A 21,401-nucleotide genomic window follows, 5' to 3' on the forward strand; every position below is an offset into this window, starting at 1 on the left:
GAACAAAACAAGAACTCTTGACCTTGGCCGTAAAAGCAAGGTCTGAGGACGGGATGCTGACGGTGATCATCGACGCGCGCGCAGACGCCGAACGCCTTCCGGCGTTGCTGGCCCAGCTCACGGCCGGCGCCGTGGATGGGCTGGTGAAGCAGGTCGCGATCGTGGCGGCGGCCGATCAGCCCGGCATCGATCTGCTGTGCGAGGACATGGGCGCCGACGCCTTTCCCAGCCTGGAGGCTGCAGCGGTCGCTGCGAGAGGCGAGCGGCTGCTCGTCGTCCCCGCGGAACTCCGTCTGCGCGACGGCTGGATCGGGGCGCTGGAAGCGCACCTCGCCGCCGGCGGAGCGCCAGCGCTGGTCGAGGGGTTGGGGAAGGGCGGGCTCTTCGTGCGCCCGCCCTGCGGCGTGCTAGTCGAACGCGACCGTCTGAAGGGCCGCCGCGGCGCCGATCTGCAGCGGCTCCGTCGCGAGCTCGGGCTGCGTCCGCGCCGCATCGGGTAGGTCGAGGCGGGCGTCGATGCGCCGCGCGCCGCCGGCGATGGCGTCGAGCGTGCGGGTCTCCTCACCGAGGACGCGCTTGTACGTCCAGTAGGAGGTCATGACCTTCTCGACGTAGTTGCGGGTCTCGAGGGCCGGCAGCGTCTCGATCATCAGCAGCGGGTCGTCGTCGCCCACCTTCTGGATGGTGTTGAGGACCGCGCCGGGGCCAGCGTTGTAGGCCGCCACCACCTTCAGCAGGTCCGAGCCGACGCCGCGGTCCATGAGGTAGGCGAGATAGTCCTGTCCGGCCCGCAGGTTGATGGCGGGGTTGAGCAGGATCTTCGGCTTGCGCTGGAACGTCCGGTCGCCGGTCGCGAGCGCCGCCGACGACGGCAGGAGCTGCATCAGCCCCATGGCCCCGGCGTGCGAAATGGCGCGCGGATTGAACGCGCTCTCATGCCGCACGATCGCATAGACCAAGGCCTTGTCGACCGTGAAGCCGTCCTTCGGCTGCAGCGGCGGAAGCTGATAGTCGCCGAGCGCGAGGTACGAGGCGCGTCCGCCCGGATCGGCGGCAGGGCCGAGGTTCGTCAGCAGGGCCGACCAGGCTGTACGCTCCTGCGACGTCCGGGCGAGGGCGAGGCCTGCGCGGAGTTCCTGTCGAGCGTCCTCGATGCGACCGATCTGGGCGAGGGCCGCGGCGCGGTGCGCGCGGGGATTCTCGCGAACGAAGCTGCCCAGCTCCTGCGCAGGCGGATGGTACGATGCGAGCACCAACTCGCCAGTCGGCGCCTCTGCGCGCTGCATCACGACCTGACGTTCGGCGATCATGCCGTAGAACGTCTGCGGCGCCTGGGCGGCGAGCCTCAGATAGGCCTGGGCGGCGGAACCGTCCCCAAGGGCGAGGGACGACCGCGAGGCCCAGTAGGCGCCGGCGGCGCGAAGCCACGGATCTTCCCGATCATCCTGGGCGACCTGGGCGAAATAGTCGCGGGCCTGGCCGTATTCGCGAAGGCGCCAGGCGGCGAGGCCGGCGATCCAGCGCTCGCCGACGCCGACGGCAAGTTCGAAGGCCGTGCGGGCGTCGCCGGAATAGAAGGCCTCGCGGGCGGGGCGGGTCACCTCGCTGCGGGCGGTGTCCATCAGCGCGACCTCGGGCGTCGCCAGCGGCATGGCCGCGTCGGCGGGCTTGCGCTTGGCGGCGAGGGCGAAGATGCGATCCGCCACGGGAAGGTCGCGGAAGCGGGTCAGCCAGCCGGCCAGTTCCTCGAACCCAGCCTTGTGGGCGGTCGGGTGCATCAGGGCGCGGAAGGACAGATAGCCCTTAAGCGACTGGTCCTGGATCTCGGCGGCGGTGAGCTCGGCGCCCAGGAAATCGCCCTGGTCCACGGCCTCAAAGGCGGCGGCATAGGCGCGGGCGTCGGATTCGGAGAGGGCCTTCAACGACCCGGCGGCAGCGGTGCTGGCGACCGAGGCGGCGGCGACGAGGGACAATACCCCGACGCGCAGGCGCTGTTTTAGCGTCATGCGGCCTTCTTCGCGCACCAGGACTAACGCCAGGTTGAGCGCGATCCCTTTTCTCAAAGTCCCACGAACGGCGAGGCTAGTGGGGTCGCTCGGGGCGATCAAGCCTTTCGGTGAGAGTCAGAAGGTCGCTCCAGGCCCGCTTCTTGGCTCCCGGCTGCCGCAGCAGGAAGGCCGGGTGAAGCGTCGGCATGGCTGGCAGCTCAAGGGATTCGTCGGCTGAACGCCACTCGAACCAGCGGCCGCGAAGCGACAGGATGCCCTCCTCGCGCTTCAGCAGGGACTTCGCCGAGGCGCCGCCCACGAGCAGCAGCATCTTGGGGTCAACCAGCGCGATCATGCGCTCGAGGAAGGGCGCGCATATGGCCTGCTCCGCGGGCGTCGGCGTCCGGTTGCCGGGGGGGCGCCAGAACACGGTGTTGGTGATCAGGACGCGGTCCGTTAGCCCGGCGGCGGCAAGCATCTTGTCCAGCAGCTTGCCGGCGCGGCCGACGAAGGGCGCGCCCTGGGCGTCCTCGTCGGCGCCGGGCCCTTCGCCGATCACCATCAGAGGCGCTGCGGGATCGCCTCGGAACACCACGGCCTTCGTCGCCGCGCCCTCGAACCTCAGCGGGCAGCCCTCGAAGGCGGAGATGGCGGCGACCAGGGCGACGAGGTCCTGTGCGCCCGCGGCGAGCTGCCGCGCGGCCGCGACGGCGGAGGAGATATCGATGGGCGCGGCGCCGGCTCGCGGCGGTGCGACCACGGCCACGGGGGGCGGCTTGACGGGTGGCAGGATCCGCCCGGCCTCGATCCGGTCGACCGGCTCGTCCAGCAGCATGGCGTCGACGCCCGCGTCGGCCCAGAAGGCGAGCAGGCTTTCGGCGATGCGGCTCAGCGACTGGTCGGCGGGCGCCGTCATTCGGGATGTTCACTCCGGCAATGGCTTGCGCCACTCTTCGCGCGAAGCGGCGGACTTGTCAGCCGCGAAGGCGCGAGGAGGGACGATGTTGCGGCGGATCGGGGCGGGACTGGCGCTCGCGCTGCTGCTGGCCGGCCCGGCGCCCGCGCAGACCTCCTACGCCGAGCGGGCGCAGCACGAGGCGATCCTTGCCGAGGTAGGTGGTCGGTACGCGGGGCCCCAGGCGGACTACGTCGCCGCGGTGGGAGAGCGCGTCGCCACCGGCGCGGGTCTGGCCGGCCGGTGCGAGTTCGTCCTGGTGGACAGCAAGGTGGTCAACGCCTTCACCGCCCCGCCAGGCTGCCACGTCTATGTCACCCGCGGGCTGCTCGCGATCATGAATTCGGAGGCCGAGCTGGCCGCCGTGCTGGGGCACGAGCTGGGCCATGTCACGGCGCGGCATGCGGCCCGGCAGCGAAATCAGGAGGTCGTGACCAGTCTGGCGGCGGCGCTGGTCGGCGCGGTTTCGAAGTCGGACATGGTGGGCGGCATCGCCAAGCAGGCGGCGAAGCTCACCAACCTCGGCTACTCGCGGGCCCAGGAGCACGAGGCGGACACGCTTTCGCTGCGCTATCTGCCGGCGGCCGGGTATCCGGTCCGAGGTCTCGCGGATGTGCTTGGCGATCTGCAGCGCGAGGATGCGTACTCGGCCCGCGCGACCGGCCGCGACCCGCGGGCTCTCCCGGCCTGGGCCAGCACCCATCCGCTGACCGCTGACCGCATCCGTCGGGTGCGCCAGCAGGCCGCAGACATGCCAGACGAAGGTGACCTCGCCGGCGACGCCTACCTCGCCGCCCTCGACGGCCTCACCTATGGCGACAGTGCTGATCAGGGGGTTGTGGCGGGGCGGACCTTCACTCATCCGCGCCTGGGGATCGCCTTCGAGGCGCCGGCCGGGTTCCGGCTTACGGACCAGCCGCAGGGCGTGCGTATCGACGGGCCGGACGGAATGCGGGGGGAGTTCGCCGCCGGGCGGGCCACGCCCGATCGTCTGCAAGACTACGCGGTCCAGGTCCTGGGCGCTGTGGCGGGCGGCGCGGCGATCCGGGTGGGGCGGCCGGCGAGGACGCTCGTCAACGGCGTGGACGCGGTCGTGCTACCGGCCCAGGCGGCGACGCGAGCAGGCCCGGTCGAGGTCGTCGTGGCCGCCTATGGCGTCGGCGGTGGGCGCGCCTACCACTTCGCCACCATCGCCCCCGCGGGCCGCGCCAGCCTCTTCGAGCCGATGTACGGATCGTTCCGCCGCCTGAGCGAAAGCGAGGCGGCCGCCCTGGGGCCGACCCGAATCCGAACCGTCACGGTCCGCCGGGGCGACACGATCGAGAGCCTCTCCCAGCGCATGGTCGGCGACGATCCGCTCGGCAGGTTCCTGATGCTGAACGCGCTGTCCGAAGGGGAGGGGCTTACGCCCGGACGGCGTGTGAAGATTGTCACGGCCGGCGCGCCCTGACGCGTAACCGCGCTTCGCGCTTGACCGCCGCTGTGTGACGTCCTGATAAGACGCGCAATCTTGAGGGCAAGGGGACCACGATGAGCGAGCCGATCCAGCGCGAGGCCATGGAGTACGACGTCGTCGTCGTGGGCGCCGGTCCGTCGGGCCTGGCCGCCGCCATCCGGCTGAAGCAGCTTTCCGCCGATCTCACCGTCGCGGTGGTGGAGAAGGGCGCCGAAGTCGGCGCGCACATCCTGTCGGGCGCGGTGATCGATCCGAAGGCCCTCTCGGAACTCATCCCCGACTGGAAGGCCAAGGGCGCGCCGCTGGAGACGCCGGTCACCAAGGACCGGTTCCTGGTGCTGGGTCCGCAAGGCTCCATCGAGCTGCCGATGTGGGCGATGCCGCCCTTCATGGACAACCACGGAAACTACATCGCCAGCCTCGGCAACGTGTGCCGCTGGCTCGCCACCCAGGCCGAGGAACTGGGGGTCGAGATCTATCCGGGCATGGCCGCGTCGGCCCCGATCTTTGAGGGCGACAAGCTGGTCGGCGTCGTCGTCGGCGAGTTCGGCATCGGCAAGGATGGCCAGCCGGGTCCGAACTACGAGCCGGGCATGGAGCTGCGCGGCAAGTATGTGTTCATCGGCGAGGGCGTGCGCGGCTCGCTCGCCAAGGTGCTGAAGGCCAAGTACGACCTGGGCAAGGGCGCCGAGCCCGAGAAGTACGGCATCGGCATCAAGGAGCTGTGGCAGATCCCGGCCGAGAACCACCAGCCGGGTCTGGTGGTGCACACCACGGGCTGGCCGTTGGACATGAACACCGGCGGTGGCAGCTTCCTCTACCACTTCGGAGACAACTACGTGGCCATCGGCTACGTGGTGCACCTGAACTACAAGAACCCCTGGCTGTCGCCCTTCGACGAATTCCAGCGGTACAAGCACCATCCCGAGATCTCGAAGTACCTGGAGGGCGGCAAGCGGATCGCCTACGGCGCGCGGGCCATCAGCGAGGGCGGCCTGCAGTCGATCCCGAAGCTCTACTTCCCGGGTGGCGTCCTGCTGGGCGATTCCGCCGGCTTCGTGAACGTCCCGCGGATCAAGGGCAGCCATGCGGCGATCAAGAGCGGCATGATGGCCGCCGAGGCCGCCTTCGAGGCGATCCAGGCCGGCCGCTCGGGCGACGAACTGAGCGGGTACAAGCAGAAGTTCGACGGCTCGTGGCTGCGCAAGGAACTGCATGTCGTCCGCAACGCCAAGCCGATCCTGTCGAAGTACGGCACCGTTCTGGGCGGCGCGCTGGGCATGTTCGACCTGTGGACCAACCACTTGTTCGGCGGCCTGTCGATCTTCGGCACCATGAAGCATGGCAAGTCCGACTCCGCCTCCACCGGCCTCGCGAAGGACTACAAGCCGATCGTCTATCCGAAGCCCGACGGCGTGATCAGCTTCGACAAACTGTCCAGCGTGTTCCTGGCCAGCACGAACCACGACGAGAATCAGCCGGCCCACCTGAAGCTGCGCGACCCGTCGGTGCCGATCGACGTGAACCTCGCCAAGTACGGCGAGCCGGCGCGGCTCTACTGCCCGGCGGGCGTCTACGAGGTGCTCTACGACGAGCAGGGCCAGAACCCGAAGTTCCAGATCAACTTCCAGAACTGCGTCCACTGCAAGACCTGCGATATCAAGGATCCGTCGCAGAACATCGACTGGACGACGCCGCAGGGCGGGGACGGGCCGAACTACCCGAATATGTGAGCCGGCCGGACTCATGTGACGTCTGGGCGCTTGCGGCCGACCGTCGGCGCGCCCAGAGTCATATGATGCGTCTTGCCCTGCTTGCCTTCGCCGCCCCGCTAGTTCTTCTCGGCGGGTGCGCCACGTCATCCCGCGACGACGCAGCCGCGCCGCCTGCGGCCGCGGCGGCCGACAGCGCCTATGGCATGTTCCTGGCGGGCAACGCCGCGTTGAGCGAGGGGCGCAGCGGCGAGGCGGCGCGGTTCCTGGATTTAGCGCGCGCCGAAAGTGGCGGTGATCCGGCCGTGGCCGAGCGCGCCTTCCAGGCAGCCCTGATGGCGGGAGAGATCGGCAAGGCCGCAGCGCTGGCTCCGGACGGCCCGGCCGCATCGGAGCCCGGCAAGCGGCTCGGCCGGCTGGCCAAGGTCGTGGACGCGCTGTCGCGCGGTCGGGGAAAGGTCGCCAAGGAAGAGTTGGCGGCGGACGGTATCGGCTTCCCGCATCGCAGCGCTGCGGCGCTGCTAGGGCCCTGGGTGGCGGCGGCGGCCGGCGACACCGAGGGCGCCGTCGTGCGTCCCCAGGTCCGCGGCGACGGTGGTGTCGACTACTTCGGTCAGATCGGCCAGGCGCACCTCTTCGAGCGGTATCGCCGCTACGATGAGGCCGAGACGAACTTCAAGGCGCTGACAGGTGTGGCTCGCCCGAGCGAGATCGCGGTCATCGCCCATGGGGCCTTTCTTGAGCGGCGCGGCCGCAGGGCCGAGGCGCAGGCCCTCTATGACGAGGCCCTGCAGCGCAATCCCGCGAATCTCAGCCTGAAGTCGGCGCGGGCTCGGCTGGCCTCGGGCAAGCCGGCTCCCGCCATGCCGACGGTCAAGGAGGGTGCGGCGTTCGCCCTTCTGGCGCCGGCGGCCGCCATGATCAGCGCCAAGCAGGAGCAGGTCGGGCTCGCCTACCTGCGCCTCGCCTTGCACCTGGACCCGACCCGCAACGACGCGTGGCTGATGCTGGGGGATGTCCTCCAGGAGGGCGGCGACGTCGAGGGCGCACGCGCGGCCTACGCCAGGCCGAAGGCAGTCGCAGCCGAGTTTCCCGCCGCCCAGGCCAAGCTGGCGTGGAGCTACCATAACGATGGCGACAAGGAAGGCGCAATCCGCCTGGCCCGGGCGGGCGCGGAGACGGGCGACCGCGAGGCGCGCCTCACGCTGTCCGATCTTCTTCGGGCCAACGAACGCTACGAGGAGGCCATCGGCCTGCTGGACGGCCTGATCGCCGAGACGAAGACTCCTGATTGGACCCTACACTACGCCCGCGGGCAGGCGCTGGAGCGCAGCGGGCGCTGGAAGGAGGCCGAGACCGACCTCAGCCTCGCCCTCAAGCTACGGCCCGACGAGCCGGAACTGCTCAACTACCTCGGCTACGCCTGGATCGACCGGGGGGAGCGGCTTGAGGAAGCCCTCGCGATGGTCGAGAAGGCGGTCGCCGCCAATCCACGCTCGGGCGCCATCGTCGACAGCCTGGGCTGGGCCCACTACCGGCTCGGGAACTACAAGAAGGCGGTCGAGGTGCTGGAGGAAGCGGTCGAACTCGAGGCCGGCGATCCCGAGATCAACAATCACCTTGGCGACGCCTACTGGATGGTCGGCCGCAAGGACGAGGCGGGTTTCCAGTGGCGGCGGGTCCTGACGCTCGACCCGGACGACAAGATCAAGACGGACGCCGAGAAGAAGCTGGCCTCCGGCCTTGGCCCCCAGCCTAAGCTGGCCGGGCAATAGGCGATGGCCGAGGCGTTCGCGCCGGCGAAGGTGAACCTGTTCCTGCACGTCGGCGCGCCGGCGGCGGACGGCTATCACCCGCTCTGCAGCCTGATGGTCTTCGCGGACATGGGTGACCGGGTCCGGATCGAACTGGGCGAGGGCAGCCTCGTCATCGGCGGTCCCTTCGCCCGCGCGCTAGTGGGGCACGAGGCCGACAACCTCATGGTGCGCGCGGTCCGGGCCTTCGTCGAGGAACTCGGCCGGCCGATGGCGGAACTGTCGATGTCCCTCGACAAGCAACTGCCGATCGCCAGCGGCCTGGGCGGCGGGTCCAGTGACGCCGGCGCGTTGCTCCGCCTGATCCGGGATGTCTTCGCGCCTCAGATCGACGATGCGCGGCTGGAGCGGGTGGCGGGTCGGCTAGGCGCGGACGGCGCGGCCTGTCTGTGGGGCCGGCCCGTGCTGGCGGAGGGCTATGGGGAACGCCTGTCGCCCGCGCCGGGGCTGCCTGAGATCCACGCCGTGCTGGTGAACCCCGCGGTGGCGGTCTCGACCCCGGATGTCTATCGGCGTCTCGACGCGTCGGAAGGGTTTGGAGACATCGCGCCGCCGCCGATGCCCGATGCCTTCGAGAGCGTGGCCGAGCTGGCGGGTTGGCTGTCGATCCAGCGCAACGACCTGGAGGCGCCGGCCGTGGCCGCCGCGCCCGAGGTCGGTGCTGTGCTCGAGACCCTGCGCGCGGAGCCCGAGGTCCTGTTGGCCCGGGTGTCGGGGTCGGGCGGCACCTGTTTCGCGCTCTGCGCCGACGACCTGGCCGCCGAGAGCCTGGCCGAACGGGTCGAGGCGCTGGCGCCGCGCTGGTGGGTCCGCCGCTGCCGGTTGGGCGGCCCCTGGGGCTGACGTTGGTCTGATCTGAACGAAGAGGGGGCCCCGCAGGGCCCCCTCGCACTCCATTGCCGCCCGGCGGTGTGTGGCCGGGCGACTGTCTCTCCCCCGAGATCAGGAGTGGTAGGCGCGTTCACCGTGCTCGACGATGTCGATGCCTTCTTCCTCGGTCTCCGGAGAGACCCGAAGGCCGACGGTGAACTTGATGATGTAGAAGACGATCGCCGAGGCGACGGCCGACCAGCTGATGGCGACCAGGACAGCCTTGATCTGGGCCATCAGCTGCACGCCCATGACGTAGGCGGCCGTGTCGCAGGTCGAGATGTCCCCGTCAGCCGCGCAGGTGGTGTAGTCCACCACGCCCGCGCCACCCCATTCCGGATTGACGAGCAGGCCGGTGGCCAGGGCGCCGACGATGCCGCCAACCGCGTGGATGCCGAAGGCGTCCAGGCTGTCGTCGTACTTCAGCGCGTTCTTGATGGTCGAGCAGAAGATCACGCAGATCGGCGACACGATGAGACCGAGGATCATCGCGCCCACCGGACCGGCGAAGCCGGCGGCGGGGGTCACCGCCACAAGGCCAGCGATCAGGCCCGAGGCCAGGCCCAGCATCGAGGCCTTCTTGCGCGTCACCCACTCAGTCATGGTCCACGAGAAGCCGGCCGCCGCGGTGGCGATCAGCGTGTTGACCACGGCGAGCGCCGCATAGCCGTTGGCTTCCAGGTTCGAGCCGGCGTTGAAGCCGAACCAGCCCACCCACAGCAGGCCGGCGCCGACCAGGGTCAGCGTCAGGCTGTGCGGCGGCATCGGCTCGGTGCGATAGCCCTTCCGCGCGCCGAGGATCAGAGCGCCCACCAGGGCGGCGATACCCGCGTTGATGTGGACGACCGTGCCGCCGGCGAAGTCGAGGGCGCCGAAGCTCCACAGCAGACCCGACTGGATCGGAGCCGTCGGATTGGCGGCGACCGAGTCCGGACCGGCCCACCACCACACCATGTGAGCCATGGGATAGTAAGAGAGGATCGGCCACAGGATGGCGAAGATCACGACCGCGGCGAACTTCATCCGTTCGGCGACGCCGCCGAGGACCAGCGCGGCGGTGATGCAGGCGAAGGTCATCTGGAAGGCGATGAAGGCCAGTTCCGGAATGACGACGCCCGTCGAGAACGTCGCGACGTTGCTGGCCGGCGTCACGTCCTTCAGGAACAGCCGCCCGAAGCCGCCGACGAACTTGTCCAGGCCGCCGCCGTCGGTGAAGGCGAGGCTGTAGCCGTAGACCAGCCAGGCCATCATCCCGATCACGGTGACCGTCGAGACCTGCATCAGCATCGACAGCATGTTCTTCTGGCGGACGAGGCCGCCGTAGAACAGCGCCAGGCCAGGCAGGATCATCAGCAGCACGAGGATCGTCGACACGAGCATCCAGCTCACGTCGCCCTTGTCCGGCACGGGCGCCGGCGCCTCGGCGGCGGGCGCCTCAGCCGGAGCGGCTTCGGCCGCAGCCGGCGCTGCGGGCGCGGCTTCAGGCGCAGGGGCCGCGGCCTCTGCGGCCGCTGGCGCGGCAGCGGCCGGGGCCGCCTCCTGGGCGAAGGCTGTCGACGCCAATGGCGCCCCAGCCATCGCGGCGGCGAGCATCAGCCCCGCCAGCCGCTTCTTTCCAAAGAAGTTCATAAGCATATCCCCTTGTCCCCTTAGAGCGCCGCCGCCCCGGTCTCGCCCGTCCGGATGCGCACCGCTTCCGAGACGTCGAGCACGAAGATCTTCCCGTCGCCGATCTTGCCGGTCGCGGCCGCAGCCTTGATGGCTTCCACCGCCTTGCCCGCCGCCGCGTCGTCCACGACCGCTTCAAGCTTCACCTTCGGCAGGAAATTGATCTGGTATTCCGCGCCCCGGTAGATCTCGGTCTGGCCCTTCTGCCGGCCGTACCCCTTGACCTCCGAGACCGTCAGACCCTCCACGCCGGCCGACACGAGCGCTTCGCGCACGTCGTCCAGCTTGAACGGTTTGACGATCGCCATGATGAGTTTCATCCGCTCGCTCCCGCGTCCGGCCCTGTGGGCGGGCCAACCCCTCTCGTTCGTTCGATGACCGCCGCAGACGAAGATCCCCGAGCGACGATCGGCTCGACGCTAAGTCGGGGGAGGGCGGGGGGCTGACCGCTGCCGTAACCGTTCGGTGAAGAAGGGAGTAGGCGCCGAATTGTTGGGCGCTGCGATGTGCGGGCGCCGCGAAAATGGGCAGATATGGAGCCCGGGCGGCGTTTGGACACGCTTGACGCCCCCGCCTGTGGTCGTAAATCCGGCGCCATCAAGGCCTATAGTTTTCATGACGCCGCAGTGCAGCGGCTGATCGCCATTCCAAGGATTCCTGATGTCGCCGACCCGCTTCCTTCTCGCCGCCGCCGCCGTCGCCGCTCTGGCTTCGGCTCCGTTCGCCGCCCAGGCGCAAGACGCCGCTCCGGCGGCCGCCGCCGTCACGGTCCAGGGCGACATGATCGACACCCTGAAGCTCAACGGCGGATTCACGACCTTCGTCGCGGGCCTCGACTCCACGAATCTCTCCGGCCTCGTGAAGGGCCAGAAGGCGTTGACCGTGTTCGCGCCCTCCGACGCAGCCTTCGCCGCCATGCCGGCCGAAGACCTGGCTAAGCTGAAGTCCGACAAGGCCGCGATGCAGAAGTTCCTCCTGCATCATCTGATCAACGCCCCGGTGGACTCCACGAAGATCAAGGGCGCGCGCGGCGAGTGGCCGACCGTCGCCGGCGACAAGGTTCTGCTCGACGGCAGCGAGGATGTGCTGAAGGCCGATGGCGCGACGATCGCCCAGGCCGACATCAAGACCGTGAACGGCGTGCTGCACATCGTCGACAAGCCGCTCGTGGCGGGCCAGGGCGCGCCGGCTCCGACCGCCGCGGCCGACGCACCCACCGCCAACTGAAACTGGAGGGCGAGGCGGAACCAACCGCCCGCCTGAGCCGTACTGCGTCAGCACATCGAGATCGGGCCGTTTTCGCGCGATCGAAGGAGTCCTGACGATGAAGCTCACTCACCTGATGACCGCGACGGCTGCTATCGCCCTTATGGGCGGCGCGGCCGTCGCGCAGACCAAGAACGACATGCCCAAGGGGCCGACCCCCGGGTCGGTGACAGGCGACTGGAACGGCGCCCACGCGCCGTCGGACGACAAGCAGTATCAGGAGAAGGTCGTCGTGCCGGTTGGCTCGGCGTCGTCCGCGGCGGCGGCGCCAGCGCAGTCGGCTGCGGTCAATCCTCCTGTTCCGTCCACCGGTGACGCCACGGTCGCGGCCGACGCCAGCACGACGGCGCCCGCGGCCACCTACACCACCACCATGGTCACCAACGGACCGGTGCCCGACACCGCGGAAAACCGCGCCAAGTACGGGCAACCGCTCTCGCGAGCCGGCAAGAGGACCGCCGCGCGCGGCAACTGACGTGCTGAAAATTCGCGCTCTTTGAGCGTTGAAGCGAAGGTCGGCGGGCCCTATGGTCCGCCGACTTTTTTGCGCCTGCGAACAAATCCATCCGATGCACGACAAGCCGCTCTCGTTTCAGGGCCTGATCCTGAAGCTCCACGACTATTGGAGCCGGCAGGGCTGCGCCATCCTGCAGCCGTACGACGTCGAGATCGGCGCGGGGACGCTGTCGCCCATGACGGTGCTGCGCACGCTGGGGCCGAAGCCGTGGAAGGTGGCCTATGTGCAGCCTTCGCGCCGGCCGGCGGATGGCCGCTATGGCGAGAACCCCAACCGCCTTCACCAGCATCACCAGTACCAGGTGATCCTGAAGCCGAACCCGGAGAACCTTCAGGAGCTGTACCTCGGCTGCCTTGAGGCGATCGGCATTGACCCGGGTCTGCACGACATCCGCTTCGTCGAGGATGACTGGGAGAACCCCACGGTTGGCGCCTGGGGCCTCGGCTGGGAGGTCTGGTGCGACGGCATGGAGATCACCCAGTACACCTACTTCCAGCAGGTGGGCGGCCTGGACGTGTTCCCGGTGGCCGGCGAGCTGACCATCGGCCTCGAACGCCTGTCGCTGTATCTGCAGAACAAAGAGAACGTCTACGACCTGCAGTTCAACGACGAGTTCACCTACGGCGACATCTACCTCGCCAACGAGCAGCAGTTCTCGGCCTTCGAGCTCGAGACCGCCGACGTCGAGACCTGCAAGCGCCAGTTCGCGGACATGGAGCGCGAGGTGCCGCGGATCCTCGCCGCGCGCGGACGGCAGGGCCAGCCGCTGGCCTTGCCGGCCTACGATCATGTGCTGAAGGCCAGCCACCTGTTCAACATCATGGACGCCCGCGGCGCGATCGCCGTGGCCGAGCGCCAGAGCTACATCGGCCGCATCCGCGACCTCTGTAAGATGTGCGCCGAGGCCTGGGTGGCCAGCCAGGGTGGGAACGCGTGATGTTCCGGCGAATTGCCGACCTGTTCAAAGACCGGTCCCCGCTCGATGAACTTGTAGTGGTGGAGGCTGTCGACCAAGCGATGAACGCCGCCATCGACCAAGCGAGGGCGACGCTGGACGTGTTCTGGACGAAGTTCGACGCCGGCGAGGCCGATGAGTTCCAGCTGAAGGCAGGCCTTACGACTCCCAATGGTGCGATCGAGCACGTCTGGCTGAGGGTCTCGGGCCGCCAGAACGGCCGGATTGTCGGCCGACTGGGCAACCAGCCCGTCGACCTTGTGGACGTGAACATCGGCGACGAGATTCAAGTTGAGCCCGATCGGGTTTCGGATTGGGCCTACTTCAAAGCAGGGCGCCAGTATGGGGCGTTCACGCAGCGCGCCATGCTTGATCGGGCAGACCCCCGCACACGACGGCAGATCGAAGCTGTCCTTTCACCGAACCCGCTCGAAACCGACGCCTGATGCCCCAGCTTCTACTCGAACTGCTCTCCGAAGAGATTCCGGCGCGTATGCAGGCGAACGCCGCGCGCGATCTGGAACGCATGGCCCGGGAGCGCCTCCTGGCCGAGGGCCTGCTGCCCGAGGCGCTGAAGACGTTCGGCGGCGCGCGGCGCCTGACGCTGGTCGCCGAAGGCTTGCCCGAGCGCCAGCCGGACCGTCACGAGGAGCTCAAGGGCCCCAAGACCAGTGCGCCCGACCAGGCCCTGGAAGGCTTCCTGCGCAAGACGGGCTTGTCGAAGGATCAGCTCGTCGAGAAGGACGGGGTCTGGTTCGCCACGGTGCACCGGCATGGCCGGGCCACGGCCGAGATCGTCGCCGAGATGGTGCAGGGGATCGTCCGCGACTTCCCCTGGCCAAAGTCGATGGTGTCAGGCGTTTCGAAGCTGCGCTGGGTGCGGCCCCTGCGTCGCATCGTCTGCGTCTTCGACGGCGAGATCGTGCCCTTCCAAATCGAGGGCATCCCGAGCGGCGACGTCACTCAGGGCCACCGGTTCATGGGCTCGGCCCAGCCGTTCCGGGTGAAGGACTTCGACGACTACGCCGAGAAGCTTCAGAAGCATCACGTCGTGCTCGATCCCGAGGAGCGCAAGGCGAAGATCCTGGAGGAGGCGCGCACGCTCTGCTTCGCGCGCAACCTGGAACTGGTCGATGACGCGGGTCTGCTGGACGAGGTGGCCGGCCTGGTCGAGTGGCCGGTTCCCGTGCTGGGTGACATGGACCCAGCCTTCCTGGACCTGCCGCCGGAAGTGATCCGCACCTCGATGCGGGTTCACCAGCGCTATTTCGCCGTCCGAAACCCGGCGACCGGAAAGCTCGCGCCGCACTTCGTGACGATCGCCAACATCGCGGCCAAGGATGGCGGCCGGACCATCGCCACCGGCAACGCCAAGGTGCTGTCGGCGCGCCTGTCCGACGCCCGGTTCTTCTGGAACGAAGACCGCAAGGTCCGCCTGGAGGACCGCCTCGAGAAGCTGAAGGGTGTGACCTTCCACGCCAAGCTCGGCTCGATGTACGACCGCGTGCAGCGGATCGTGTCGATGGCCGAGGCCATCGCGCCGTTCGTGCGCGACGACGACGCGACCCGCTCCAAGGCTGCCGAGGCGGCCAGCCTCTGCAAGGCCGATCTCGTCTCGGGCGTGGTGGGCGAGTTCCCCGAGCTGCAGGGGATCATGGGCGGCTACTACGCCGAGGCCGAGGGGCTGGATCCCGAGGTCGTGGACGCCATCCGCCACCACTACAAACCGCAGGGACCGAACGACGACGTGCCGGTCCAGTCGGTCGCCGCGACGGTGGCCCTGGCCGACAAGCTCGACACCCTGGTCAGCTTCTTCGGCATCGGCGAGAAGCCTACCGGCTCGCGCGATCCGTTCGCCCTGCGCCGCGCGGCCCTCGGCGTCATCCGGATCGTCCTGTCGACGCGCACGCGCCTGCCGCTGAAGCAGTTCGGCTCTGACGACCTGCTCGCTTTCTTCGCCGATCGCCTGAAGGTCCAACTCCGCGATGAGGGACAGCGGCACGATCTCGTGGACGCCGCCTTCGCCCTGGGCGACGACGACCTCGTGCGGATCGTGGCGCGGGTGCAGGCGCTGGGAGAATTCCTGGCTACCGACGACGGCGCCAACCTGCTGGCCGGCTACAAGCGCGCCGTGAACATCCTGCGGGCCGAGGAGAAGAAGGGCCCGCTGCCGACGGGCGTAGCCGCGGCCATGACCGGCCAGCCGGCGGAAGAAGCGGCGCTGATCGCCGCCCGCGACGCCGCCGGCGCGTCGCTCTCCGCGGCCCTCGGCAACGAGGACTTCGTCGGCGCGATGCAGGCCCTCGCGGCGCTACGTGGGCCGGTCGATGCGTTTTTCGACAAGGTGTTAGTGAATTCCGATGTAGAGGCCGAGCGGGAGAACCGCCTGCGGCTTCTGGCGAACGTGCGCGACCTGATGGGTCAGGTGGCGGACTTCTCGCAGGTGACTGGCTAGTAGGGAACGACTGCAAATGGCCGATACGATGGTGAAGACGCGTTGGGTCTATGCCTTCGGCGGCGGCTCGGCCGACGGCGACGCCTCCATGAAGAACCTGCTCGGCGGCAAGGGCGCCAACCTCGCCGAGATGTCTTCGCTGGGCCTCCCGGTGCCGCCGGGCTTCACCATTACGACCGAGGCCTGCGTCCACTATTACGCCAACGAGCGCAGCTATCCGGCCGAGCTCAAGGACCAGGTCGCCGCCGGCCTGAAGAAGGTTGAGGAGATCACCGGCAAGCGGTTCGGCGATCCGTCAAACCCGCTGCTGGTCTCGGTCCGCTCGGGCGCCCGCGCCTCGATGCCGGGGATGATGGACACGGTCCTGAATCTGGGCCTGAACGACCAGACGGTGGAGGGCCTGGCCAAGCTGTCGGGCGACCGCCGCTTCGCCTTCGACAGCTACCGCCGCTTCATCCAGATGTATTCGAACGTGGTCCTCGACCTGGATCACCACATGTTCGAGGAGATCCTCGACGACCATAAGGACCGCCTCGACATACACGTCGACACGGGCCTCTCTGCCGAGGACTGGGAAGCGGTCGTCGCCGACTACAAGCGCGCCGTCGAGGATGAGCGGGGCGAGCCGTTCCCGCAGGATCCGAACGAACAGCTCTGGGGCGCCGTCGGCGCCGTGTTCGCCAGCTGGATGAACGACCGGGCCAAGTTCTACCGCCGCATGCACGACATCCCTGAGAGCTGGGGCACAGCGGTGAACATCCAGTCGATGGTGTTCGGCAACATGGGCGACAAGTCGGCCACCGGCGTCGCCTTCACCCGCAATCCCTCCACCGGCGACAACCGCCTGTACGGAGAGTTCCTGATCAACGCCCAGGGCGAGGACGTCGTCGCCGGCATCCGCACGCCGCAGCCGCTGACCAAGGTGGCGCGCGAGGAGATGGGCGATGTGAACCCCTCGATGGAAGAGGCGATGCCGGAGGTGTTCGCCCAGTTCAAGGGGGTCGTGGAGAAGCTGGAGAAGCACTACCGCGACATGCAGGACATCGAGTTCACGGTGGAGCAGGGCCAGCTCTACATGCTGCAGACCCGCAACGGGAAGCGCACCGCCAAGGCGGCGCTGAAGGTTGCGGTGGACCTGGCCAGCGAGGGCCTGATCGACAAGGCCGAGGCGGTGATGCGCGTCGAGCCCGCCTCGCTCGACCAGCTGCTGCACCCGACCATCGATCCAGCCAGCCCGCGCGACGTGGTCGCCACCGGCCTGCCCGCCAGTCCCGGCGCGGCCACCGGCAAGGTGGTCTTCACCGCCGAGGAAGCCGAGAAGCTGGGCAACGCCGGCGAGGCTGTGATCCTGGTCCGCGAGGAGACGAGTCCCGAGGACATCCGTGGCATGGATGCGGCGCGAGGCATCGTCACCGCCCGCGGCGGCATGACCAGCCACGCGGCCGTGGTGGCGCGCGGCATGGGCCGTCCCTGCGTCTCGGGCGCAGGCGAGATCCATATCGACAACCGCGCGCAGGAGTTCCACGCCCGCGGCCAGACGATCCGGGCCTACGACATCATCACCATCGACGGTTCGACCGGCGAGGTGCTGAAGGGCGCGGTGAAGATGGTCGAGCCCGAGCTGTCGGGCGACTTCGCCAACCTGATGGCCTGGGCCGACGAGGTCCGCCGCCTGAAGGTCCGCGCCAACGCCGAGACCGCGCTCGACGCCCAGACGGCTCGCCAGTTCGGCGCCGAAGGCATCGGCCTCTGCCGCACCGAGCACATGTTCTTCGACCCGGCGCGGATCGCCGCCGTGCGCGAGATGATCCTCGCCGACGACGTCGCCGGCCGGAAGGCGGCGCTGGGCAAGATCCTGCCGATGCAGCGCCAGGACTTCGTCGAGCTGTTCAAGATCATGGAAGGGCTGCCGGTCACCATCCGACTGCTCGACCCGCCGCTGCACGAGTTCCTGCCGCACACGGAAGAGGACGTGCAGGCCGTCGCCGAGGCCACGGGCCTGGACGCCGCCAAGCTGCTGCGCCGGGCGCAGGAGCTGCACGAGGTGAACCCGATGCTCGGCCACCGCGGCTGCCGCCTGGGTGTCTCGTACCCCGAGATCTACGAGATGCAGGTCCGCGCCATCATCGAGGCGGCCTGCGAAATCGTCGCCTCCGGCCGCCCGGCGCCGATCCCCGAGATCATGCACCCGCTGGTGGCCAAGGGCGAGGAGATGCGATTCCTTCGCACGCTCACCGACCGCACCGCCAAGGAAGTGATCGCCGAGAAGGGCGTCACGATCGAATACATGGTCGGGACCATGGTCGAGCTGCCCCGCGCCGCGATCCGCGCCGGCGACCTGGCCGAGCACGCCGAATTCTTCTCGTTCGGCACCAACGACCTGACCCAGACCACCTTCGGCATCAGCCGCGACGACTCGGGTCGGTTCCTGAACGCCTACATCGAGAAGGGCATCTTCGAGAAAGACCCATTCGTCAGCCTCGACCAGGACGGCGTCGGCGACCTGATCAAGATCGCCGCCGAGCGCGGCCGGGCCGCGCGCCCGAACGTCAAGCTCGGCATCTGCGGCGAGCACGGGGGCGACCCGGCCTCGATCCAGTTCTGCGAGAGCGTCGGCCTGGATTACGTGAGCTGCTCGCCCTACCGCGTGCCGATCGCCCGCCTGGCGGCGGCGCAGGCCGCGATCGGCGAGCGCGAGAAGGACCGGTAGGGCCTACCAGCTCCAGTCCTTCGCCGAGGTCCGGCAGCCGCCGTCCTTCCAGCCCGTCCAGCCGCGGCCGCGCACCACCTGGCCGGGGCGGGCGGCCGTGGGCTCGCCGTTCGCCAGGGCGAGTTGGCCGTTGACCACCACCTCGCTGACGCCGGTGGCGAACTGGTGCGGCTTCTCGAAGGTGGCGTGGTCCTGGATCGTGGCGGGATCGAACACCACCGCATCCGCGTAGTAGCCCGCCTTCAGCAGGCCGCGGTCGCGCAGGCCGAGGTTATGCGCCGGCAGGGCCGAGAGCTTTCGCACGGCTTCGGCGAGCGTCAGCCGCTTTTCCTCGCGCACGTACTTGGCCAGCAGGCGCGCGAAATTGCCGTAGGCGCGCGGGTGGGTGGACGAGAGGGTGAAGGGCGGCTCCGGCGCCTGGCTGGCGGCATCCGAGCCGAAGCTCATCCAGGGCAGGGCGACCTGGCGGGCGACATTGGCCTCCAGCATCGAGAAGTAGACCACCTGCACGCGGCTGCCGTCCTCGATCACGAGGTCGATGGCGGCGTCCTCTGGGCTGACGCCGCGGTCCTTGGCGACCTCGGCCAGGGTCTTGCCGGTGAGGGGCTTGAGCTTCGGGTTCTTGAATCCGACCAGCAGCGTGCCCTCGGCGCCGGCGCCGCGCTGGAGGTTCTCGAACGTGGGCGTGCCCGAGCGCATCTCGCCGATGACCTTGGCGCGCGTGGCCGGGTCCTTCAGACGGGTGATCCACTGTTCGACACCTCCCGCCTGGACCCAGGTCGGCATAGCCGCGTCCAGGCCGGTGGAGCTGGCGGGATAGGTGTACATGTCGGCGGTGATCCGCAGGCCTGAGGCGCGGGCGGCCTCGATGCGGGCGAGGGCGGCGTCCAGCTTGCCCCAGTTCTCCTTGCCCGAGGCCTTGAGGTGGTAGATCTCGGCCGGCGCGCCCGAACGGCGGGAGATCTCGATCAGCTCGTCGATCGCCTCAATCAGGCGGCTGCCTTCCGAACGAATGTGACTGATGTAGATGCCGCCGCAACGGCCGGCCTCGCCGACCAGGGCCGCCAGCTCGTCGGTCTCCGCGAAGGTCCCAGGGGCATAGATCAGAGACGAACCGACGCCCAGAGCGCCGTCTTCCATCGCCTTCACGACGAGCGCCCGCATCTCGGCGAGCTGGGCCGGCGTGGGATCGACGTCGCCTTCGCCCAGGACGTTCTCGCGGACGGTGGCCGAGCCGATGAATGAGGCGACGTTCACCGAGACGCCCTTCTCCTCGAGGAAGCGCAGGTATTCGTCCAGGGTGGTCCAGGTGATCGGATACTTGATATCGCCTTGGCGCTGCGTCTCCGTCTGCTTCATCCGCGGCGACATCGGGCCCATGGAGCTGCCTTCGCCCATGACCTGCAGCGTCACCCCCTGGCGCAGCTCGGACTGGCCGCGACCGTCCTCGATCAGGCTCTCGGTGGACCAGGACAGCATGTTGATGAAGCCAGGCGAGATGGCCTTGCCCGTGGCGTTCACAGTCTTCGCGGCCGCACCCGCAGGGCAAGAGCCCACGCAGACGATCCGCTCGCCCTTGATCCCGACGTCGCCCTTCAGAGCCAGACCGCCCGAGCCGTCGTAGATCTCGCCGTCCCGGATCAGCAGGTCGTAGGCGGCAGGCTGAGCCTGGCCGGGACCGCCCAGGGCGACGGCCAGGGCTGCGGCGGCGAACAGAACGCGTTTCATCGGAGACTCTCCACTTGTGGAAGAGCCTAGCCTCAGCGCTTGCGGACGAACACCGTGCCGGCGGAGTAGCCCGCGCCGAATGAGCAGATCAGGCCAGTTTCGCCCGCCTGGAAGTCGTCGTTGGCTTTGTGGAAGGCGATGATCGAGCCCGCCGACGAGGTGTTCGCGTACTCGTCGAGGATGATGACGTTCTCGCCCGGCGCCGGATCGCGGCCCAGGACGCGGCGGCCGATCATCTCGTTCATGTTGATGTTGGCCTGGTGCAGCCACATGCGCTTAAGGCCCGTCGGGTCGATGCCCAGTTCGCCCGCATGCTCGACGATCATCTCCGAGACCATCGGCACCACTTCGCGGAAGACCTTGCGGCCCTCCTGCACGAACAGCTTGTCAGGCTGGCCGATCCCTTCGGGAGCGCAGCGGTTCAGGAAGCCGAAGTTGTTGCGGATGTTGTTCGAGAACTGGGTCTTGAGGCGTGTGCCTAGGATCTCCCAGCCGCCGTCGGCGTCTTCGGTCCGCTCCACGATCACGGCGGTGGCCACGTCGCCGAAGATGAAGTGGCTGTCCCGGTCGCGGAAGTTCAGGTGGCCCGAGCAGATCTCCGGATTGACCATCAGCACCGCCCGGGCCGAGCCGGAGGTCACGAAGTCGGCGGCGGTCTTGATCCCGAAGGTGGCGGACGAGCAGGCCACGTTCATGTCAAAGGCGAAGCCGTCGATCCCCAGCGCCTGCTGCACCTCGATCGCCATGGCGGGATAGGCGCGCTGCATGTTGGAGGCGGCGCAGATCACCGCGTCGATCTGGCTGACATCCTTGCCCCAGCGGGCGATCGCCTGCTTCGCCGCCTCGACGGCGATCTCGGCCAGCACCGAGATCTGGTCGTTGGGCCGCTCCGGGATGTTGGGCGTCATCCGCTCGGGGTCGACCAGACCGGTCTTGTCGATGACGAAGCGCGATTTGATCCCCGAGGCCTTCTCGATGAATTCCGCGGAGGAGGGGGTCAGCGCCTGGAGCTCGCCCTTCGCGATCGAGTCGGCGTTGGCGGCGTTGAACCGTTCAACATAGGCGTTGAAGGTCTCGACCAGCTCGGCGTTGGAGAGGCTGTTCGGCGGCGTATAGAGCCCCGTCGCCGCGATCACCGCTCCCGTCATCTGTCATCTCCGCGAAATAAGAGGCGGGACTGATAGCACGTCCGGCGGGGGCGTCAGCGGCCATTGTGGCCGCAGGGCCACAGATACCGAACGAACACTTCTTGGCCACAGAACCGACCGGGCCCGGTCGCGTTTGGAGGCGACATCGACCGGGCTGGG

Annotated in this window: 17 protein-coding genes; 11 read left to right on the top strand and 6 right to left on the bottom strand. The window is 68.7% G+C overall.

Annotated features, from left to right (window positions below; genetic code table 11):
- The first annotated feature begins 53 nt into the window (after positions 1 to 53).
- On the top strand, positions 54 to 500 hold the full coding sequence (locus DJ019_RS00260) for a cell wall biosynthesis glycosyltransferase (protein ID WP_111273991.1): 447 nt from the start codon (positions 54 to 56) through the stop codon (positions 498 to 500).
- Here DJ019_RS00260 and DJ019_RS00265 read toward each other — a convergent pair.
- Together DJ019_RS00265 and DJ019_RS00270 are read right to left on the bottom strand one after the other, a co-directional pair.
- Positions 408 to 2,006, bottom strand: coding sequence for a lytic transglycosylase domain-containing protein (locus tag DJ019_RS00265; RefSeq protein WP_111274719.1), 1,599 nt, complete (start codon positions 2,004 to 2,006; stop codon positions 408 to 410). The genes DJ019_RS00260 and DJ019_RS00265 overlap by 93 nt on opposite strands.
- 76 nt (positions 2,007 to 2,082) lie before the next feature.
- The gene (locus DJ019_RS00270) at positions 2,083 to 2,904 is read right to left on the bottom strand and encodes a uracil-DNA glycosylase (RefSeq protein ID WP_111273992.1); all 822 of its coding nucleotides are present in this window, start codon (positions 2,902 to 2,904) and stop codon (positions 2,083 to 2,085) included.
- A gap of 85 nt (positions 2,905 to 2,989) precedes the next feature.
- Between DJ019_RS00270 and DJ019_RS00275 the strand changes: the two genes are divergently transcribed.
- From DJ019_RS00275 to DJ019_RS00290, 4 genes are all read left to right on the top strand, one after another.
- The gene (locus DJ019_RS00275; protein WP_165843840.1) at positions 2,990 to 4,393 is read left to right on the top strand and encodes a M48 family metalloprotease; all 1,404 of its coding nucleotides are present in this window, start codon (positions 2,990 to 2,992) and stop codon (positions 4,391 to 4,393) included.
- Between the two features lie 80 nt (positions 4,394 to 4,473).
- Positions 4,474 to 6,132 (top strand): electron transfer flavoprotein-ubiquinone oxidoreductase, encoded by a 1,659-nt coding sequence (locus DJ019_RS00280; RefSeq protein WP_111273994.1) that lies wholly within the window; start codon positions 4,474 to 4,476, stop codon positions 6,130 to 6,132.
- 62 nt (positions 6,133 to 6,194) lie between these two features.
- Positions 6,195 to 7,886: a tetratricopeptide repeat protein gene (locus DJ019_RS00285; RefSeq protein ID WP_240606321.1), complete on the top strand. Its 1,692-nt coding sequence runs from the start codon at positions 6,195 to 6,197 to the stop codon at positions 7,884 to 7,886.
- Positions 7,887 to 7,889: 3 nt separating this feature from the next.
- Complete coding sequence (locus tag DJ019_RS00290) at positions 7,890 to 8,768, top strand: 4-(cytidine 5'-diphospho)-2-C-methyl-D-erythritol kinase (protein WP_111273995.1); 879 nt, start codon at positions 7,890 to 7,892, stop codon at positions 8,766 to 8,768.
- Between the two features lie 99 nt (positions 8,769 to 8,867).
- On the opposite strand, the gene DJ019_RS00295 is transcribed toward DJ019_RS00290, so the two are convergent.
- Positions 8,868 to 10,424: an ammonium transporter gene (locus tag DJ019_RS00295; RefSeq protein WP_420849818.1), complete on the bottom strand. Its 1,557-nt coding sequence runs from the start codon at positions 10,422 to 10,424 to the stop codon at positions 8,868 to 8,870.
- Between the two features lie 20 nt (positions 10,425 to 10,444).
- Entirely contained in the window at positions 10,445 to 10,783 is a 339-nt protein-coding gene (locus DJ019_RS00300) for a P-II family nitrogen regulator (protein WP_111273997.1), read from the bottom strand.
- Positions 10,784 to 11,123: 340 nt separating this feature from the next.
- Here DJ019_RS00300 and DJ019_RS00305 point away from each other — a divergent pair, with 340 nt between their 5' ends.
- From DJ019_RS00305 to ppdK, 6 genes are all read left to right on the top strand, one after another.
- The gene (locus tag DJ019_RS00305; RefSeq protein WP_111273998.1) at positions 11,124 to 11,690 is read left to right on the top strand and encodes a fasciclin domain-containing protein; all 567 of its coding nucleotides are present in this window, start codon (positions 11,124 to 11,126) and stop codon (positions 11,688 to 11,690) included.
- 97 nt (positions 11,691 to 11,787) lie between these two features.
- Positions 11,788 to 12,204, top strand: a complete 417-nt coding sequence (locus DJ019_RS00310; protein WP_111273999.1) for a hypothetical protein — start codon at positions 11,788 to 11,790, stop codon at positions 12,202 to 12,204.
- 94 nt (positions 12,205 to 12,298) lie between these two features.
- Positions 12,299 to 13,183 (top strand): glycine--tRNA ligase subunit alpha, encoded by an 885-nt coding sequence (locus DJ019_RS00315; RefSeq protein ID WP_111274000.1) that lies wholly within the window; start codon positions 12,299 to 12,301, stop codon positions 13,181 to 13,183.
- Positions 13,183 to 13,647 (top strand): DUF2314 domain-containing protein, encoded by a 465-nt coding sequence (locus DJ019_RS00320; protein WP_111274001.1) that lies wholly within the window; start codon positions 13,183 to 13,185, stop codon positions 13,645 to 13,647. The genes DJ019_RS00315 and DJ019_RS00320 overlap by 1 nt, the downstream gene beginning before the upstream one ends.
- The gene (gene glyS, locus DJ019_RS00325; protein ID WP_111274002.1) at positions 13,647 to 15,656 is read left to right on the top strand and encodes a glycine--tRNA ligase subunit beta; all 2,010 of its coding nucleotides are present in this window, start codon (positions 13,647 to 13,649) and stop codon (positions 15,654 to 15,656) included. The genes DJ019_RS00320 and glyS overlap by 1 nt, the downstream gene beginning before the upstream one ends.
- A 16-nt stretch (positions 15,657 to 15,672) precedes the next feature.
- Positions 15,673 to 18,366 carry a pyruvate, phosphate dikinase gene (gene ppdK, locus DJ019_RS00330; RefSeq protein WP_111274003.1) on the top strand — a complete coding sequence of 898 codons (2,694 nt, stop codon included), beginning with the start codon at positions 15,673 to 15,675 and terminating at the stop codon, positions 18,364 to 18,366.
- A gap of 3 nt (positions 18,367 to 18,369) precedes the next feature.
- Here the strand turns inward: ppdK and DJ019_RS00335 are convergent, their stop codons facing one another.
- Positions 18,370 to 20,094 (bottom strand): N-acyl-D-amino-acid deacylase family protein, encoded by a 1,725-nt coding sequence (locus DJ019_RS00335; protein ID WP_111274004.1) that lies wholly within the window; start codon positions 20,092 to 20,094, stop codon positions 18,370 to 18,372.
- A gap of 32 nt (positions 20,095 to 20,126) precedes the next feature.
- Entirely contained in the window at positions 20,127 to 21,242 is a 1,116-nt protein-coding gene (locus tag DJ019_RS00340; RefSeq protein WP_111274005.1) for a beta-ketoacyl-ACP synthase III, read from the bottom strand.
- Positions 21,243 to 21,401 lie beyond the last annotated feature (159 nt).

Source organism: Phenylobacterium kunshanense, assembly GCF_003254525.1.
Classification (GTDB): domain Bacteria; phylum Pseudomonadota; class Alphaproteobacteria; order Caulobacterales; family Caulobacteraceae; genus Phenylobacterium; species Phenylobacterium kunshanense.

Excerpts from the sequence above, each read along its gene's own strand:
- DJ019_RS00260 (WP_111273991.1), top strand. The coding sequence starts at position 54 with ATGCTGACGGTGATCATCGACGCGCGCGCAGACGCCGAACGCCTTCCG.
- DJ019_RS00265 (WP_111274719.1), bottom strand. The coding sequence starts at position 2,006 with ATGACGCTAAAACAGCGCCTGCGCGTCGGGGTATTGTCCCTCGTCGCC.
- DJ019_RS00270 (WP_111273992.1), bottom strand. The coding sequence starts at position 2,904 with ATGACGGCGCCCGCCGACCAGTCGCTGAGCCGCATCGCCGAAAGCCTG.
- DJ019_RS00275 (WP_165843840.1), top strand. The coding sequence starts at position 2,990 with ATGTTGCGGCGGATCGGGGCGGGACTGGCGCTCGCGCTGCTGCTGGCC.
- DJ019_RS00280 (WP_111273994.1), top strand. The coding sequence starts at position 4,474 with ATGAGCGAGCCGATCCAGCGCGAGGCCATGGAGTACGACGTCGTCGTC.
- DJ019_RS00285 (WP_240606321.1), top strand. The coding sequence starts at position 6,195 with ATGATGCGTCTTGCCCTGCTTGCCTTCGCCGCCCCGCTAGTTCTTCTC.
- DJ019_RS00290 (WP_111273995.1), top strand. The coding sequence starts at position 7,890 with ATGGCCGAGGCGTTCGCGCCGGCGAAGGTGAACCTGTTCCTGCACGTC.
- DJ019_RS00295 (WP_420849818.1), bottom strand. The coding sequence starts at position 10,424 with ATGAACTTCTTTGGAAAGAAGCGGCTGGCGGGGCTGATGCTCGCCGCC.
- DJ019_RS00300 (WP_111273997.1), bottom strand. The coding sequence starts at position 10,783 with ATGAAACTCATCATGGCGATCGTCAAACCGTTCAAGCTGGACGACGTG.
- DJ019_RS00305 (WP_111273998.1), top strand. The coding sequence starts at position 11,124 with ATGTCGCCGACCCGCTTCCTTCTCGCCGCCGCCGCCGTCGCCGCTCTG.
- DJ019_RS00310 (WP_111273999.1), top strand. The coding sequence starts at position 11,788 with ATGAAGCTCACTCACCTGATGACCGCGACGGCTGCTATCGCCCTTATG.
- DJ019_RS00315 (WP_111274000.1), top strand. The coding sequence starts at position 12,299 with ATGCACGACAAGCCGCTCTCGTTTCAGGGCCTGATCCTGAAGCTCCAC.
- DJ019_RS00320 (WP_111274001.1), top strand. The coding sequence starts at position 13,183 with ATGTTCCGGCGAATTGCCGACCTGTTCAAAGACCGGTCCCCGCTCGAT.
- glyS (WP_111274002.1), top strand. The coding sequence starts at position 13,647 with ATGCCCCAGCTTCTACTCGAACTGCTCTCCGAAGAGATTCCGGCGCGT.
- ppdK (WP_111274003.1), top strand. The coding sequence starts at position 15,673 with ATGGCCGATACGATGGTGAAGACGCGTTGGGTCTATGCCTTCGGCGGC.
- DJ019_RS00335 (WP_111274004.1), bottom strand. The coding sequence starts at position 20,094 with ATGAAACGCGTTCTGTTCGCCGCCGCAGCCCTGGCCGTCGCCCTGGGC.
- DJ019_RS00340 (WP_111274005.1), bottom strand. The coding sequence starts at position 21,242 with ATGACGGGAGCGGTGATCGCGGCGACGGGGCTCTATACGCCGCCGAAC.